Below are 17767 nucleotides of genomic sequence, written 5' to 3' on the forward strand. Positions count from 1 at the left end.
CCTTATTATTCTCTTGACAGTGCATCGACAGGATTTAAACGAGCAGCATTTCGTGCTGGGATAAAACCGAATACGATCCCGATTAAACTTGAACAAACGAATGCAGCTATTATTGATGTGGTTGAATACGCCATTTGGAACGTGCCACCAGCAAAGTGTGTAATCAGTTGACCAATTCCCAGGGACAACAACACCCCAAGGATACCGCCTAAAATACAGACCAATACGGCTTCAATCAGGAATTGTTGCAAAATATCGCTTTGTCGAGCACCCACGGCCATTCGTACACCAATTTCTTGCGTTCGTTCAGTGACAGACACCAACATAATGTTCATGACACCGATACCACCAACGACCAAAGAAATCACAGCAATCGCAGAAATAAGTAAAGTCATTGTAGCGGTAGTTTGCTGGATGGTTTCACGAATACTGTCCGCATTTTGTGTGAAGACATCTTGAGCACCATGACGTTGAACGAGTAAATTCAAGATTGCATTTTCAGCAGCTGTGCTTGAATATTCATCTTTTACACGAACGATGATGCTTCTCACATTCGATTGTCCAAGCATTCGACTCATGACGGTTGAGTAAGGGAGATAGACATTGAGACTATCTGAATTACCCATTGCACCTTGTTGAGCATCTACAATACCAATAATACGACTAGGTACACTGCCCAATAGAATTACTTGACCAATAGGATCCGTACCATCGCTAAAGAATGTCTTTTGGGTATTGGTATCAATCACAACATCTTGGGCTTGTTCAGTAACACTATGTTTGTCAAATGGTTGACCTGATTTAAATGTTAAACCACGCACATAGAAAAAGTCTTCACTCACGCCATTGACTGTCGTGGATGCCTCTACATCTTTATATCTTCCCGTGACAGAACTATTGACTGAAGGACTTACACCATCTACGTAAGGCTGTTCCGCTAACGCATCAGCATCAGCAGGGATTAAGGTCTTAGCCTGAGAAGATCGGGAGTTATCACCAAAACCACGTCCTTGGTAGACCGTAATGGTATTGGTGCCCAAACTACTAATATTTTCTAAAATTTGTTTTTGTGATCCATTACCAAGTGCGACAACCGAAACGACAGATGCGATCCCGATAATGATTCCGAGCATGGTCAAAAAAGTACGCATTCGATGAGCATTCATGGCCAGAAGCGCCATGCGGAAAGCTTCACCTAAACGGTCTAAAGCTGAACGCCAAGACGATGTTTTCTTTTGCTCAGCACGAATCAATTCTTCACGTTCAAAGCCATCATCAATCTCAGGAACATTGGGTTCATCTGAAATAATATTACCGTCTGAAATCTCAATAATACGAGTCGCATTTTTGGCAACATTGTGATCATGAGTAACGAGAATGATGGTATGACCTTTGGCATTCAGTTCGCGTAAAATACGCATCACTTCAATACCGCTGTTTTTATCTAATGCCCCAGTAGGCTCATCGGCGAGAATAACATCACCGCCATTCATCAACGCGCGAGCAATTGAGACACGCTGTTGCTGACCGCCCGAAAGTTGGCTCGGGCGGTTTTGGGTTTTTTCACCTAGACCTAAATCGGACAAAAGCTGAACTGCACGATCATGGCGTTCAGAAGCCTCAGCGCCGGCATAGATCGCAGGGACTTCGACATTACCAGCTGCATTTAAGTCACCAAGTAAATGGTAGCGCTGGAAGATGAATCCAAAATATTCACGGCGTAATTGAGCAAGTTCATCAGGTTCTAGCTCACGTGTTTCGCGGCCCTTAACCTTGTAGCTACCATTGGTCGGTTTATCTAAACATCCTAAGATGTTCATCAGTGTTGATTTTCCTGAGCCTGATTGACCTACAATGGCAACCAATTCTCCAGGATAAATCTCAAGATTTACCCCTTTTAGAATTTGCACAGTAGATTCACCAGCAGGGAATTCACGGGTCAGGTTTTTGACCTCGAGTAGAGGTGTTCTCGTCTGACTCATAATTACATTCTCATTGGACCAGCGCCACCACGTGCGCCACGTTTAGCTGAGTCATTTGATGAATCAGAGCCATCCGCAATTACAACTTTATCGCCTAATTTTAAACCGCGTAAAACTTGTGCTGTTGCACGGTTATTTAGACCGATAAGAACAGGGGTCGGTTTGGCTGTGCCATCTGCTTGAAGTACGCGTACCATAGCCATGGAAGCTTTACCTTGATCGACTAATTTCTTTTCCTCAGCGGTTAATTCTAAACGCTTAGGACGATCAGCTGATGAACGTTCGGCACGCCCTTCACCACGAGCTTGTTCATTACGTTCTTGAGCATTGGAACCCGCATTTGCACCACGCTGGCGAGCAGGACGATTAGAGCTTTGAACAGCAGAAGATGGAATAGTCAGTGCATTCTTTACTTCATCTAACACGATATAAACTTGAGCAGTCATATCAATACGCAATTTTCCATCTTCATTAGGAACATCGAATAGAGCGTTGTAATACACAGCTGTGCTTGATGAAGATGAATTTGAGTTGTTGGTTTCTGTATTGATTGAGTTAGGTGCAGGTTCAACTTGACGCAGTGTTGCGTAATGCTTTTTCTCGCTATTACCTAAAGTAGTGAAATAAACAGTTTGACCTTCCTCAACACGCATAACATCTGCTTCAGAAATTTCAGCCTTAACCGTCATGGTGTCAAGTTTTGCTAATTTCACGATGGTTGGCGCGCTTTGATTCGCGTTCACTGTTTGACCTTCTTCAGTCACAATTGCCACAATTGTGCCATCCATCGGAGCAACGATACGGGTATAGCCTAAATCTTCTTTGGTCGTCGCCAGTGACAATCGAGATTGCTCGATTTGAGCATTCATCGCGACGATATCGGCTTGAGCAGTTTTATAACTTGCTAATGCGGACTCATATTCGGCACGAGAAGTTGCATCTTGGGCATACATGGCTTTTTGGCGATTATATTCCGCCTCAACTTTAGTCAGATTTGCTTGTTTGACTGCCAATTGAGCCAACTGATTTTTAATGCTGGCTTCAGCTGTTTTTAGATCATTTTCCTGACGAACGGAGTCGATTTGAGCAATCAGTTGACCTTGTTTGACTTGGTCGCCCAATTGCACATACATTTTTTTCACCTGACCTGAAACCTGTGCACCAACGCTAACCATTTTGGTCGCTTCTAATACACCTGTTGCAAGGACAGAGTTTTCAATATCACCACGTGTCACTTCAGCGGTAATAAACTGAGGTTGCTCATCTTTAGGTTTAAAGAAATACCAAGCTAAAGCGATAGCTGCAATCGTAATGATCGCGATGATAATCAATTTCGTTGGTTTTATTTTTTGCATGGCGATATTGAAAAATGACGGAAATTAAGCGAATTATAATGATGAAATAAGGATAAAAAGTGTATTTTTCTTAAATAAAATCAATAATCATTTTTATAGTTATAAATAGACCTTGCTCGTTAACTAAGCAAACAAGGTTTTTCCACATAATTCAGCAATGGCTTGTTGCATGAGGTGTTCTGGATTTTCATTATTTTTGCCTTTGATGGCAGCATCGATTCTTAATAGCAATTGTGGCCATGTGAGAAATTGCTTGGGATTAAGACGTCTCAAGGCTTGTTGATAAAGACTGACTTTGGTTTTCCAGATGCCGAGTTGTAATGCATTTTGTGGTTGCTCAAAAAGTTGCATCAGTAAGCGCATTTCTTTGCTTACCGTCCATAATACTAAACTGTGTGGTTCGCCAGCTTCGACTAAATATTGGTATATTTTGATCGCTTGACTTAGGTTGCCTGAAATTAATGCATCGCTTAAGTCAAAAGTGGTATAGCGTGATTGATCTTGTAAGCATTCGAGCAAATGTTGCATTTCAAGATGCTGTACATCGGGGAACGTGTCTGCCAGACGCATTAAGCTGTTTTTAGCAGCCAATAAATTATGTTCGTGGTGGACTTCGAGCCATTGCCATGCATCTTGGCTCAGTTGAATCCCAATTTTATCAGCTTCTATGCTGAGTATACGCTGACGATCTTGCGCATAAGTTGCTGTAAGAGGAACCAAGACGCCATTGGCTTCAATCGTTTGAAAAAACGCCGACTTTAAGCTACTGCTATCTTGCTTAGGCATAATGATCAACAACAAGTTGTGTTCATTATGCTGGATATAATGCTTGAGTAACTTTAACGCATTGGCATCTGGCTTAATGTTGCCATGGACCTCTACTGCGAGATTTTGTGAAAAAAGAGAAAGGCTGTTGAGTGCATTAAATACATTTTTCCAATCAGCAACGCTTTGGATGTCATAGCGTTCTCTTTCCACGTGATTGATGATCCAACTTTGACGGAAAGCATCTAAAAGATTTTGCTCAAGTAAAGGTTCTTGACCATGTAATACCCATGCACCACGTGCTTCGTTTACACGTTTTAATGCTTGTAGATAATCTAACTTCATTCTGAGTTACGGATTTTCAGAGGCAGTAGGTTCAAAAGTTTGTTGCACAGGTAACAGTACATTTGCTTCTGCTTTTGGCAGACGGTTTGCAGCAATTTGACGAGAGATCTGTTGAGCAACATCGTCAATTAAGATTTCACTGAGATATTTATTTTGTTGATCATCTGTGTTCACGGTTGCAACATTATATTGATATGTACGTGTCGCAGTTAAAGTTCGAGGTTTTGTCACCAAGTTACCTTGACGATCTTCGATTTGGAAAGTCACAGAAAGTCTGAGTAGAACTTCAATGAGTTTGCCGTTGAGCTCATGGCGAATTGGCTTATAGTCGATGATACGTAATACATATGCATCGTTGGAATTACTCAGTTGCACACCTGCAGCAGTGAGATAAACACTGAGTTTACGCTCTAAATCTGAAGTATTGGCAGGGAGTGCCAATTCAAGCTTTGTATAAGCCAGTGGCGTTGAAGTTGGATTGGTCCCTTTTAGATGAAATCCACAGCCGACCATAGTTGCGCTTAAGCCTAAAGTTAGAACAGCAATAGCTAAACGTTTGCTCAAATGCATTGTAGATCCTCTGTGTATTTCCTGAGACGCAGGATAAATTTTGAATATTCTGATTGTATGTGCAAAGCCCGTTGACTGGCAACGGGCTTTGTTTGGGAATTGTGAAATCCTTATATTCCCCTCCTTTTAAAAGAGGTGAGAAGCAATGCTTCGCAAGGGAGATTAAATCCCTCCAAACCTCCCTTTCTTGCGCTTTGATCTAAAGCTGTGCTTTATATCTTACTCAGTGAGGCTTTAAGGTTCTTAAACCACCAAATTCACTAATTTATTCGGAACAACGATTTCTTTCTTGGTTGGACCTGTTAAGAATTGTTGTACTTCAGGCAATGCTTTTGCTTGCGCCAGAATGTCATCTTTCGATGCATCGACAGGCACTTCAAGTTTGCCACGAAGCTTACCGTTCACTTGAACCACGATGGTTTGTGTATTACGTGTTAATGCAGATTCATCCACTTGAGGGAATAATGTTGCATTTAACTCGATACCAAACTGCGCCAATAACGTTTCACTTAAATGCGGTGCAAATGGTGCAAGCAAAGTTAAAAGCGTTGTAATAGATTCACGTGCAACAGCAACATCGTTGTCATCTTTCGCTTCAAACTTATTGTTCGCATTCAGAAGTTCCATCATCGCTGCAATCGCAGTGTTAAATGCATGACGACGTTCGATGTCATCACCCACTTTTTGGATGGTTTCGTGAGTCTTACGACGTAAGTCTTGAGCCGCAGTTGAAAGCGCAGCTTTATCAATCGCTGATGCAGTATTACCTTGTTCAAGGAAACCAGTTGCCAAGCGCCATACACGTTTTAAGAAGCGGTTTGCACCTTCCACACCTGCATCTGACCATTCAAGTGATTGATCAGGTGGTGCAGCGAACATCATAAATACACGTGCAGTATCTGCGCCGTATTGGTCAATAATCGCTTGTGGGTCGATACCGTTATTTTTCGATTTCGACATTTTTTCTTGACCGCCAACGATAACGTCTTGACCATCACCTTTGTATTTTGCAGATGTGATACGACCTTTTTCATCACGCTCAAGTTCGATGTCAGCAGGGTTGAACCACGTTTTTTTACCTGATTCAGATTCGCGGTAATAGGTATCAGCAAGTACCATACCTTGCGTTAACAAGTTGGTGAATGGTTCGTTACCTTGTACCACGCCTTCATCACGCATCAATTTGTGGAAGAAGCGTGCATATAACAAATGCAGAATCGCGTGTTCAACGCCACCGATGTATTGGTTTACAGGCAACCACGTTTGACCTGCTTCAGGTTTTACCATGCCGCCAGTAAAGTCTGGAGATGCATAACGTGCATAGTACCAAGATGATTCTACAAATGTATCCAGCGTATCTGTTTCACGACGTGCATCACCGTTACAGCTTGGACATTTCGTTTCATAGAACTCAGGCATCTTGTTGAGAGGGTTACCTGAACCATCAGGTACAACGTCAGTTGGAAGTACAACAGGAAGTTGATCTTCAGGAACTGGCACTTGACCACAGGTTGGGCAGTTAATCATTGGAATCGGACAACCCCAATAACGCTGACGAGATACACCCCAGTCACGTAAACGGAATTGAACTTTTACATTCGCAAGACCTTGTGGTTCAAGTTTTGCCAAGAACGCATCAAATGCACCTTGGAAGTCTAAACCGTCAAATTCGCCTGAATTGACCAATTTACCTTCTTTTGAACCGTACCATTCTTGCCACTCTTTCGCATCAAAATCATTATCATCAGCGCCTTTCGCATCAATGACTTGCTTAATGGTTAAGCCATACTTATTGGCAAATTCGAAGTCACGTTCATCGTGTGATGGAACCGCCATCACCGCACCTGAACCGTATGACATCAAAACATAGTTTGCGATCCAAACAGGAACTTCTTCGCCTGTTACAGGGTGCTTCACAGAAAGACCTGTTGCCATGCCTTTTTTCTCAGCAGTTGCAAGGTCAGCTTCTGCCACTGAACCCATACGGCATTCTTCGATAAATGCAGCAAGTTCAGGGTTATTTTCCGCAGCTTTTAATGCCATTGGATGTTCTGCTGCAACTGCAACATAAGTCACACCCATTAAGGTATCGGCACGTGTGGTAAATACTGTTAAACCATCTGCATAAACGTCTGGGTTCGCTGAAGGGAAGGTGATTTCCATCCCTTGTGAGCGACCAATCCAGTTACGTTGCATCGTAAGGACTTGTTGTGGCCAACCGTCTTTGAGTGTGTCTAAGTCATCAAGTAATTCTTGCGCATAGTCGGTAATGCGGAAGTAGTACATTGGAATATCACGTTTTTCTACCAATGCACCTGAACGCCAACCACGACCATTTTCTACTTGTTCATTTGCAAGTACAGTTTGGTCTACAGGGTCCCAATTTACCGTTGAAAGCTTACGGTAGATTAAGCCTTTTTTATAAAGTTGAACAAATAACCATTGTTCCCAGCGATAATATTCTGGTGTACACGTTGCAAATTCACGATCCCAATCCACCGCAAGACCTAATTTTTTAAGCTGATTACGCATGTAATCGATATTTTCGAAGGTCCATTTTGCCGGTGCAACTTGGTGTGCAATCGCAGCATTTTCAGCAGGTAAACCAAACGCATCCCAACCCATAGGTTGTAATACAGTTTCACCTTTGAGACGGTGGAAGCGGCTGATCACGTCACCAATCGTGTAGTTACGTACATGACCCATATGCAGTTTGCCACTTGGGTAAGGGAACATCGAGAGGATATATCGACGTGGACCTTCTACAGTGTCGGCAACTTTAAAGGCTTTGCGAGATTCCCAGTCCTGTTGAACTTGGGGCTCAATCGCACTGGCTTGGTATTCAGAGTCAATGTGAGTAGTCATATACGTAATACAAGAGAACGGTTAAAAAATTTAGCGCACAGCATAGCGCAAAAAGCACCTAAAAGTGAATTTTACAGACTGAAAATGGATGCAAAACTTAAATTAAGATCAAAAAGACAATTTCACTCATTTGAAACTTGAGTTTCGCTTAATGGAGCAGCATTTGTGTTTTGTGACTCAGTATTTGAAGCACCGTTTGTTTGCTGTTGCGTTGGTATCGTTTGAGTCTGTGAGGTTTGAGGAGCTTCGCTCGGATTTGTATTGGTATTGACTGATGTTGTTGGTGCTTTCCAACCATATGTTTCAACTTTACCTTTCTTTTTTGCTGATTTTGGTGGCGGGGTAGTGGTGTAGTGGGTTGAACCATTTTGATCGACCCATTTGTAATATTCTTTTGCCTGCACCATAGATGAATAAATAGAAACGAAAACAACCGTTGATGCTAAACAAGAAAGTTTTAAAGATGATGCTAGTGAATTCATGACTTCACCTATAAAGAAATATGAGGGGAGTGAGTTCTTTTACACGTTTATATCGCAGCATTTTGCTGGATACTGATGACGATTAATTGGTTTTATTTTAATCAAAAAAATCATTTTGCGTATAAATTGTTTTATATAAATATTAAAAATAAGTGTTTGAAATTTTTTTTATAAATCATCCAACCAAAAGTTATCGTTTGAAAAATAATCGGTTGGTAAATAAACAATAAAAAGGTTTCGGCAAACCTTGACTTTGGTCGTGAAAAAACTAAAAATGCTGCTCTAGTTTTATATGTTTTGTTCGATCACCCTTCGAATAAATATCATGGCTTGCAATAACGTTGTCTCTAAGCCGAGACAATGAAATAGCAGAAATATGTTTATCCCAACATGTTGAATATGCAGTCGCAACTCAAACGGTTGTGATCGAAAAATTTTATTATTGCAGCAAAAACGATGAAATATGTGTGCTATAACAGTGCATACAAACGAATGAATGAAACACGACTTATGTCTCCCATAACCGTCGTGGAAATAAGATTAGGGTGAATACGTTGGAACTTTTATCTGGTGGTGAAATGCTTGTTCGCGCATTGGCGGACGAAGGCGTTGAACATGTTTTTGGATATCCAGGCGGCGCAGTTTTACACATTTACGACGCGCTATTCAAACAAGACAAAATTAATCATTACCTCGTGCGTCATGAGCAAGCTGCTGGTCATATGGCAGATGCATACTCGCGCGTAACAGGTAAGACAGGTGTTGTACTGGTGACCTCGGGTCCAGGTGCGACTAACACTGTGACACCAATCGCGACAGCTTACATGGACTCAATCCCAATGGTGATTTTGTCTGGTCAGGTTGCAAGCCATTTGATTGGTGAAGATGCATTCCAAGAAACGGATATGGTTGGTATTTCTCGTCCAATCGTGAAACACAGTTTCCAAGTGCGTCATGCGAGTGAAATTCCAGCGGTTATTAAAAAAGCTTTCTATATCGCATCATCAGGTCGTCCAGGTCCTGTGGTTGTTGATATTCCAAAAGATGCAACAAACCCTGCTGAAAAATTTGCATACGAATATCCTGAAAAAGTAAAAATGCGCTCTTACCAGCCGCCACATCGTGGTCATACTGGTCAGATCCGCAAAGCTATTGATGAATTGATCAATGCTAAACGTCCTATTATTTATACGGGCGGTGGTGTTGTTCAAGGCAATGCATCACATTTATTGACTGAATTAGCACATCTATTGGGTTATCCAGTAACCAATACATTGATGGGGCTAGGTGCATTCCCTGGTAATGATCCTCAATTTATTGGTATGTTGGGTATGCATGGGACATATGAAGCGAACATGACCATGGGTCACGCTGATGTGATTCTATGTGTTGGTGCGCGTTTCGATGACCGTGTAACCAATAATCCTGCAAAATTCTGTCCAAATGCGAAAGTGATTCACATTGATATCGATCCTGCGACGATTTCAAAAACAATCATGGCGCATATCCCAATCGTGGGTGCGGTAGAGCCAGTTCTTCAAGAAATGTTAGCGCAATTAAAACAGCTGAATATTTCTAAGCCGAACCCTGAAGCTATTGCGGATTGGTGGAAACAAATCAATGAGTGGCGTCAGGTTCATGGTTTGAAATATGAAAAACCAACTGACGGTACGATGAAACCTCAACAAGTTGTTCAAGCTTTAGATAAAGTAACGAACAGCCAAGCAATCATCACTTCTGACGTTGGTCAACATCAGATGTTTGGTGCGTTGTATTACAAATACACACGTCCACGTCAATGGATTAACTCAGGTGGCTTAGGCACGATGGGTGTTGGTCTTCCATATGCGATGGCGGCTAAGCTTGCATTCCCTGACCAACAAGTTGTTTGTATTACAGGTGAAGCATCCATTCAGATGTGTATCCAAGAGCTTTCAACATGTAAGCAATATGGCCTAAATGTTAAAATCTTGTGCTTAAACAACCGTGCTTTAGGTATGGTGAAACAATGGCAAGATATGAATTATGAAGGTCGTCACTCAAGTTCATATGTTGAGTCATTGCCTGACTTTGCGAAGTTGATGGAAGCTTACGGACATGTAGGTATTCAAATTGATCATGCCGATGAGCTTGAATCGAAGCTTGCAGAAGCAATGGCGATTAATGATAAATGTGTATTCATCAACGTGATGGTTGACCGTACTGAGCATGTTTATCCGATGTTAATCGCGGGTCAATCTATGACAGATATGTGGTTATCTAAAGGGGAGCGCACAGCATGAGACATATCATCTCTGTTCTCATTGAGAACGAATCTGGCGCGCTTTCACGTTTAGTGGGTTTGTTCTCACAACGTGGCTATAACATTGAAACTTTGAACGTTGCGCCAACAGAAGACCCAACAATGTCTCGTTTGACATTGACGACTTATGGTGATGATCACAAGATTGAGCAAATCACAAAACAACTCAACAAACTTGTTGAAGTGGTTAAGGTGGTTGACCTTTCTGAAGGTTCACACATTGAACGTGAATTGATGTTAATCAAAGTAAAAGCATTGGGGTCTGCGCGTGCTGAAATTAAACGCACAGCAGATATCTTCCGCGGACAAATCGTGGATGTAACACCAACGACTTACACGATTCAAATCGCGGGTACAACTGAGAAAATTGATGGTTTTATTGATGCGTTGGCAGAAAATACCATTCTTGAAGTTGTGCGTTCAGGTGTGTCTGGTATCGCACGTGGCGAAAAAGTTTTAACAATCTAATTTTTTATTAACAAATTCTTCCCTCCTCCGAGAGGAGGGGGTTGGCGAACCACATTAACATTCGCTAATCAAACGGAAGCCAAAGCATTTTAGCGGAGACAGCAATGCAAATTTTTTATGATAAAGACTGCGACTTATCTATCATCCAATCTAAGAAAGTAGCAATCATTGGTTACGGTTCACAAGGTCACGCTCACGCGCTTAACCTTAAAGATTCTGGCGTTGACGTAACTGTTGGTTTACGTGCTGGTTCTGCTTCTTGGAAAAAAGCTGAAAATTCTGGTCTTAAAGTTGCTGAAGTTCCTGCTGCTGTAGCTCAAGCTGACGTAGTAATGATCTTGACTCCAGATGAATTCCAAGCTCAACTTTACCGTGATGTAATTGAGCCAAACATCAAGCAAGGTGCTACTCTTGCATTTGCTCATGGTTTCTCTGTTCTTTATAACCAAGTTGTTCCACGTGCTGACTTAGACGTAATCATGGTTGCTCCAAAAGCACCTGGTCACACTGTACGTTCTGAATATCAACGTGGTTCAGGTGTTCCTGATCTTATCGCGATTCACCAAGATGCTTCTGGTAATGCACGTAATCTTGCGCTTTCTTACGCTTCAGGTGTTGGTGGCGGTCGTACAGGTATTATCGAAACTTCTTTCCGTGAAGAAACTGAAACTGACCTTTTCGGTGAGCAAGCAGTTCTTTGTGGTGGTGCTGTTGAATTGGTTAAAATGGGCTTCGAAACTCTTGTTGAAGCTGGTTATGCGCCAGAAATGGCTTACTTCGAATGTCTACACGAACTTAAATTGATCGTTGACTTAATGTTCGAAGGCGGTATCGCGGACATGAACTACTCTGTATCTAACAATGCTGAGTACGGTGAATATGTAACTGGCGTTGAAGTAATCAATGAACAGTCTCGTGAAGCGATGCGTAATGCGCTTAAACGTATTCAATCTGGTGAATATGCGAAGATGTTCATCCAAGAAGGTGCATTGAACTACCCATCTATGACTGCTCGTCGTCGTCAAAACGCTGCTCACGGTATCGAAGTCACTGGTGCTAAATTGCGTGCGATGATGCCTTGGATTCAAGCAAACAAAATCGTTGATAAAGAGAAAAACTAATTTCTCGAATCATCTGATTTGAATGCGAAAGCCCACTCAAAATGAGTGGGCTTTTTGTGTCCTGCAAAATGGTTCATATTGTTAGTTAAAATTGTGCACCTCAAAGTAAGGCAAGGCAGTGCTTTACCTTATTTTTCATACTTTAGATTTAAGCGAACAAAATCGTTGATCAAGAGAAAACAAATTTTCTTATCTAGCTGATTTTTATGCTATAAAACCCTGCGAAAGCGGGGTTTTATTTTATGAATCAAAATAATAGTAATTTTTCGAAAATAATTGCGGGACTGATCCTATATGGTTTCTTTTTGCTGGCAATTTTTGTTGCTAATTTTTCTATTTTAGATATTTCAAAAGATGTATCGGAGTGGGGCTCCGTTGGAGATTACTTTGGTGGTTTACTCAATCCTTTATTTGCTTTTCTTGGTTTTATAGGAGTTTTATGGACTATACGAGAAAATCAAAAATCCCAAGATTTTCAGAATTTTGAAAATTTATTCACGAATCTAATATCTGAACTATCAAATAAAATTAATTATTTATATCCTATGAAAGTGGAGGAAATTAATAAAAAAATATTTGCAGAATACGATTTAAACGATAGAAAAAGACAACTAATTATTGATGATCATAATTTCTCGGTATTTTTTATATTTTTATATCAGCTTTTAAAACATATAGACACAAGTTTGTCTAATGAAATTACTAAAAAGAAATATGCAAATATTGTTAGAAGCCTTATACCGGATGAAATTTTACAACTATTGCTAATAAATTGTTTTTTAGATACTGAAGAACATAATTTTCATAGATATAAGGATTTAATTGAAAAATTTGAATTTTTTGAGCATATGTCTTTATATGATGACACATGTTTAATGAAAACATCCCTATTGCTGAGTGTGGCTACTCATTATGAAATTAATGCTTTTGGTCAAAATAGAGCTTTTATTAATTTTAGTAAGAATTTGATTTTTGACGAAATTAAAAAAAATAATCTTTTAGAAGTTTTACGAAATATTGCTAATAATTCTATTGAAGTTAAGCGTGAACGCCTCATAGAAGGAGAGAATCATAATTTATTTTATGTTCGTGATGGCGATGATTGTCCAAATATAGCTTGTGTATGGTCAACTCAAAAAAAATGCTTCACACATTTAAATTTACTTGATCAAAGGGTTGAAAAAATTAAAATAGATTCAGAGAAAATTTATCTATTCTCTGAATCGTATCCAAAAGGGATCGGTATTTCCTTGGAAAAAGACAGTTCAGGAAAAGTAAGAATCCTAAAAGAAAATATTTTTGATTACGTTGTGCCAACTTTAGAGAGATAAGGAAAATGATCGCTTAATATCAATTTTAAATCAGACATTATTTTCCATCTACTAAAATAAGGCATAGAATAAAACGCTTCAAGATCGTCGTTTTATTTACTGGATTTATGATTCTGTTCAACAAAAAATTAACCGTGCAGAGCATGACGAGCAAATCGTTGGATTTCCACTGTTACATGGTGATAAGCAACACATCGATTTTTCTAATGGACAGGTTTATACAATTGTTGAAGGCAGTTTGAAACCAGTTGCAGTTAATGCTGAACAAGAAACTAAACAATTAGAAGATCGGACATCATCAGAATCCTCTGTAGCACTTCAACGAGAAAACTTGGAAAAACGGATTGAAGAACCACCAGTTAACTCTGGTCAAAAGCAAGAGAATGAGCTAGGCAGCGATGTAGATCGTGTTCAAGAGCAAGAGCCTTAAAAATGTGAAAATCTGAATGAGCCTTATGACAAGGCTGTCATGAAACCATCATCATATTGAAATTATGTTCTTTTAAATTTTAGGGATAACATTAATAAAAGGTGTGATGATGGCACTCCTAAACATGCAAGTAATAAAACAAAAAAAACTCTTTGAATTATTGGATATCAAAAAAAATACGTCATTTGAGGATTTTATTATTCTTCCTGATGCTGATCAGCATAAGCGACATCCTCAATTAAAAATTGCCATTGTGACTGAGACATGGTCACCAGAGATTAATGGTGTTGCAAACTCACTGATGAATTTATGTCTGGGTTTGCAGAAGCGAGGTCATCAAATTTTGTTAATACGTCCTCAACCCAAAGTGAAATGTAAACGGTTTAAACCTGATATGGAGTGTTGGGTGCATGCTCAGGCGATTCCGAAATATCCCGCCTTACAGTTCGGTTGGCCACAGTTTTCTAAAATCTCAAAAGCGGTTGAAGTATTTCAGCCAGATGTTGTACATATTGTGACAGAGGGACCATTGGGATTTGCGAGTCTAATGGTGGCTAAGTCTCAGAATATTCCTGTTTCAAGTGGTTTTCACTCTGCCTTTCAAGAGTTTAGTCGGTACTTTGAGTTTCCTTTTCTCGTTAAACCTATCTCAAAGTATTTAACATGGTTTCACAATAAGACAGACGTGACTTGTGTGCCAAGTTTAGATACACAGCATGCTTTAAAACAAATGGGAGTAAGCGGTGAGTTAAGGGTGGTGGGGAGAGGTGTTGATATCCAATTATTTAATCCGAATAAAAGATCGGAGTTGCTCAGAGAGCAATGGACTGCAAATGAGCATACACGAGTGCTGATTTCCGTTGGTCGGTTGTCACCTGAAAAAGAAGTAGACCAGATTATTCGGACTTTTTTGAAAAAGAAAGGTGAGGTTGAGCATTATAATAAATTGGTAATTGTCGGAGATGGGCCAGATCGAGTAAGGCTTGAAGCCCTTGCGGGTCATCATCCCGATATTATTTTTATGGGAAGTTTGACTGGCGAAGACTTGGCTTGTGCATATGCCAGTGCAGATGTGTTTATCTTTCCAAGTCAAGTTGAAACCTTTGGAAATGTCGCGCTTGAAGCATTGGCAAGTGGCTTGCCTGTGGTGGCTTATGATTATGCATGTGCCAAACTGCATGTTGTGCACAATGAAACGGGATGGCTGATCCCTCTAGGTGATCTAGATATGTTCGAACGAGCAATGACAGCAACATTGAATCAACCCGATTTAAAAATAATGGGTGAGAAAGCGCATCTTGCAGTTGCTGCAACAGGATGGTTGAAACCTGTTATTGATTTTGAGCAAGCGTTATTTTTTGCTGTGCATCGTACTTTATTTCACTAAATTATTTTGAATTCGTAGTTTCTTGTCGGGTGTTTTGAGGGTGGTCGGTGAATCAGTCATCTATTCTAATTATGACAAGTATTTAATGAAATCATCATCATAATGAAATGATCCATCTCTAAAGTAAAAGTATGAAAAAAATACAAAAGAGGTGTGATGATGGGAATCATGGACACTGTATTGCCTAGATCGACAACGCAATATGATCACCAGAGGCTAAAAATTAAAAATCAAAACTCCGATCGGGATGTATCGGTGCTTGAGCAATTGGGGCGATCTAGATTAAAAATAGCTGTCGTTACGGAGACATGGCCGCCAGAACTGAATGGTGTTTCATTGTCTTTACTACAGATTTGCAAAGGTCTACAGAAACTTGGTCACAAAATTCTATTGGTACGACCTTCACAAAAACAAATATGTTCGGAATTTTCACCGAACCGTGAGTGTTTGGTGAATGGTCAAACCATTCCGAAGTATGCCCATATGCAATTTGGCTGGCCACAGTATGGCAAAGTGGCTAAAGCATTTGATGAATTTCAACCAGATTTGGTGCATATCGTGACGGAAGGACCATTAGGTTTAGCGGTACTTCAGCTCTCAAAAAACAAAAAGATTCCTGTGAGTAGTGGTTTTCATTCTGCTTTTCATGACTTTAGTCGGTTTTATGATCTTGCTTTTATGGTCAAGCCGATTCAGCACTATCTCAAATGGTTTCATAACAATACGCAATTGACCTGTGTGCCAAGTCAGGACTCGGCTGATGCGATACGTAACTTTGGTGTTACATGTCAAGTTGAAGTGATTAAAACTGGGGTGGATGTTGAAAAGTTTTCACCTACTTTTCGAAGTGTGCAACTCAGACGACAATGGGATGCTTGTGAAAATACAACTGTGCTACTTTATGTTGGTCGTGTTTCACCTGAAAAAGAAATTCAGGTGTTAATTGATGCCTATTTAAAACTTAAAACACAAACAACGCGCAGATTTAAGTTGGTCATCGTGGGGGATGGGCCCGATTATTCGCGTTTGGTTCGTCAAAGCAAACATACCGATATCATCTTTACTGGAAGCTTAAGTGGTACAAATCTTGCTGAATCTTTTGCAAGCGCAGATGTATTTGTTTTTGCCAGTCAAGTAGAGACATTTGGCAATGTCGTGCTTGAAGCGATGGCGAGTGCATTGCCTGTCGTTGCTTATGATTATGCTTGTGCTAAGCAGTATTTAGATGCGGAAACAGCATGGTTAGCACCTTTGGGTGAGCCTGCAACCTTGATTCAATATATTGTTAATCTGCCCCAAAACAAACGCTTGCATGCAATGGGGATGCAAGCAATGAAAAAAGTACAACAAGTCGGATGGCAACATCCAGTTCAACAACTCGAACATGCATTTTATCGTGTCGTGCAGCAGAAAACGCTCATGGCTTGAACGATAGGAGTAGAGTGAAATGAATTTTAAAAATACCAAAATAAAAATACTTGATCTTGATCTAAGAGGATGTCTCTATTTCAATAATCTATCGCATACACAAAGTATTGCACTCATATTTAAAATTATTAGTCGGCTCGGAGATGGAGTTTTTTGGTACATGATGGTGGCGTTGGTGTGGCTACTGCAAGGACCGCAATACACTATTCAAATTTTATATATTGTTGTTGCTGCTTCGTTAGGTACGCTGATTTATAAAATTTTAAAAACAAAAACAGTACGTCCACGACCATACCAAGTTCACCAAGTTATTCATATTGGCGAAAGACCACTAGATCATTTTAGTTTTCCTTCTGGTCATACATTGCATGCAGTAATGGCAACAATCGTATTGGGTTATGTAGAGCCTGTCTTGCTGGTGATGATGATGCCATTTACCATTTTGGTTGCGTTGTCGCGCATGGTATTGGGATTGCATTACCCAACTGATGTTTTAGTTGGAGCCTTAATTGGGGCGACGGTTGCGAGTGGTATTATCTTAGCTGCTCCAGCATTGAATATCATATTGTGAGGGTAAGTTGATTGCATGATAAGGCGTACAAAAGCAATATAATTGTACGTCTTGATTTGCTTTTTGCTAAAATTAAGCCATGAATTTACCAAAGATGATTTAGGAATAAGTATGGGTTTACGTTGGACAGACACCCTTGATATCGCAATTGAACTGTATGAAGCCCATCCAGATGTAGATCCACAATGGATCCGTTTTACTGATCTTCATGCATGGGTTTGTGCGCTTCCAGAGTTCGAAGATGATCCAAACAAATCAACAGAAGGATTGTTAGAAGCAATTCAAATGGCTTGGATTGACGAAGCTCGATAATTCATCGATCGAAAAAAACCATTTTTTTACACGCGAAAAGCAGATAATCGCGC

General features: G+C 40.2%; 15 protein-coding genes. 9 read left to right on the forward strand and 6 right to left on the reverse strand.

The window, feature by feature from the left end; genetic code table 11:
• Positions 1–5 precede the first annotated feature (5 nt).
• The 6 genes from AC1M9P_RS07020 to AC1M9P_RS07045 form a co-directional block, all read right to left on the reverse strand.
• The gene (locus tag AC1M9P_RS07020) at positions 6–1982 is read right to left on the reverse strand and encodes a MacB family efflux pump subunit (RefSeq protein WP_035270153.1); all 1977 of its coding nucleotides are present in this window, start codon (positions 1980–1982) and stop codon (positions 6–8) included.
• Positions 1983–1984: 2 nt separating this feature from the next.
• Positions 1985–3337, reverse strand: coding sequence for a MacA family efflux pump subunit (locus AC1M9P_RS07025; protein ID WP_035270155.1), 1353 nt, complete (start codon positions 3335–3337; stop codon positions 1985–1987).
• Between the two features lie 123 nt (positions 3338–3460).
• The gene (holA, locus tag AC1M9P_RS07030) at positions 3461–4447 is read right to left on the reverse strand and encodes a DNA polymerase III subunit delta (protein WP_035270157.1); all 987 of its coding nucleotides are present in this window, start codon (positions 4445–4447) and stop codon (positions 3461–3463) included.
• A gap of 6 nt (positions 4448–4453) precedes the next feature.
• Positions 4454–5017 carry an LPS-assembly lipoprotein LptE gene (locus tag AC1M9P_RS07035; protein WP_035270158.1) on the reverse strand — a complete coding sequence of 188 codons (564 nt, stop codon included), beginning with the start codon at positions 5015–5017 and terminating at the stop codon, positions 4454–4456.
• 243 nt (positions 5018–5260) lie between these two features.
• Positions 5261–7882, reverse strand: a complete 2622-nt coding sequence (gene leuS, locus AC1M9P_RS07040) for a leucine--tRNA ligase (protein WP_481587144.1) — start codon at positions 7880–7882, stop codon at positions 5261–5263.
• 122 nt (positions 7883–8004) lie between these two features.
• The gene (locus AC1M9P_RS07045; RefSeq protein ID WP_481587145.1) at positions 8005–8364 is read right to left on the reverse strand and encodes a DUF4124 domain-containing protein; all 360 of its coding nucleotides are present in this window, start codon (positions 8362–8364) and stop codon (positions 8005–8007) included.
• A 554-nt stretch (positions 8365–8918) separates the two neighbouring features.
• On the opposite strand from AC1M9P_RS07045, the gene AC1M9P_RS07050 reads away from it, so the two are divergent.
• The 9 genes from AC1M9P_RS07050 (at position 8919) to iscX (ending at position 17714) form a co-directional block, all read left to right on the forward strand.
• Positions 8919–10646, forward strand: coding sequence for an acetolactate synthase 3 large subunit (locus tag AC1M9P_RS07050; protein WP_035265632.1), 1728 nt, complete (start codon positions 8919–8921; stop codon positions 10644–10646).
• Complete coding sequence (gene ilvN / locus AC1M9P_RS07055) at positions 10643–11134, forward strand: acetolactate synthase small subunit (protein WP_035265631.1); 492 nt, start codon at positions 10643–10645, stop codon at positions 11132–11134. Before AC1M9P_RS07050 ends, ilvN begins: the two co-directional genes overlap by 4 nt.
• A 104-nt stretch (positions 11135–11238) precedes the next feature.
• Positions 11239–12255: a ketol-acid reductoisomerase gene (gene ilvC, locus AC1M9P_RS07060; RefSeq protein WP_035265630.1), complete on the forward strand. Its 1017-nt coding sequence runs from the start codon at positions 11239–11241 to the stop codon at positions 12253–12255.
• A gap of 242 nt (positions 12256–12497) precedes the next feature.
• Complete coding sequence (locus AC1M9P_RS07065; RefSeq protein WP_481587146.1) at positions 12498–13586, forward strand: putative phage abortive infection protein; 1089 nt, start codon at positions 12498–12500, stop codon at positions 13584–13586.
• A 238-nt stretch (positions 13587–13824) separates the two neighbouring features.
• Positions 13825–14016, forward strand: coding sequence for a hypothetical protein (locus AC1M9P_RS07070; protein WP_481587147.1), 192 nt, complete (start codon positions 13825–13827; stop codon positions 14014–14016).
• A gap of 109 nt (positions 14017–14125) precedes the next feature.
• Positions 14126–15403, forward strand: coding sequence for a glycosyltransferase family 4 protein (locus AC1M9P_RS07075; RefSeq protein WP_481587148.1), 1278 nt, complete (start codon positions 14126–14128; stop codon positions 15401–15403).
• Between the two features lie 156 nt (positions 15404–15559).
• The gene (locus tag AC1M9P_RS07080) at positions 15560–16831 is read left to right on the forward strand and encodes a glycosyltransferase family 4 protein (RefSeq protein ID WP_481587149.1); all 1272 of its coding nucleotides are present in this window, start codon (positions 15560–15562) and stop codon (positions 16829–16831) included.
• Between the two features lie 19 nt (positions 16832–16850).
• On the forward strand, positions 16851–17402 hold the full coding sequence (locus tag AC1M9P_RS07085) for a phosphatase PAP2 family protein (RefSeq protein WP_035265627.1): 552 nt from the start codon (positions 16851–16853) through the stop codon (positions 17400–17402).
• 111 nt (positions 17403–17513) lie between these two features.
• On the forward strand, positions 17514–17714 hold the full coding sequence (gene iscX / locus AC1M9P_RS07090) for a Fe-S cluster assembly protein IscX (RefSeq protein WP_035265625.1): 201 nt from the start codon (positions 17514–17516) through the stop codon (positions 17712–17714).
• Positions 17715–17767 lie beyond the last annotated feature (53 nt).

It is taken from the genome of Acinetobacter sp. 25-47-122, assembly GCF_056779695.1.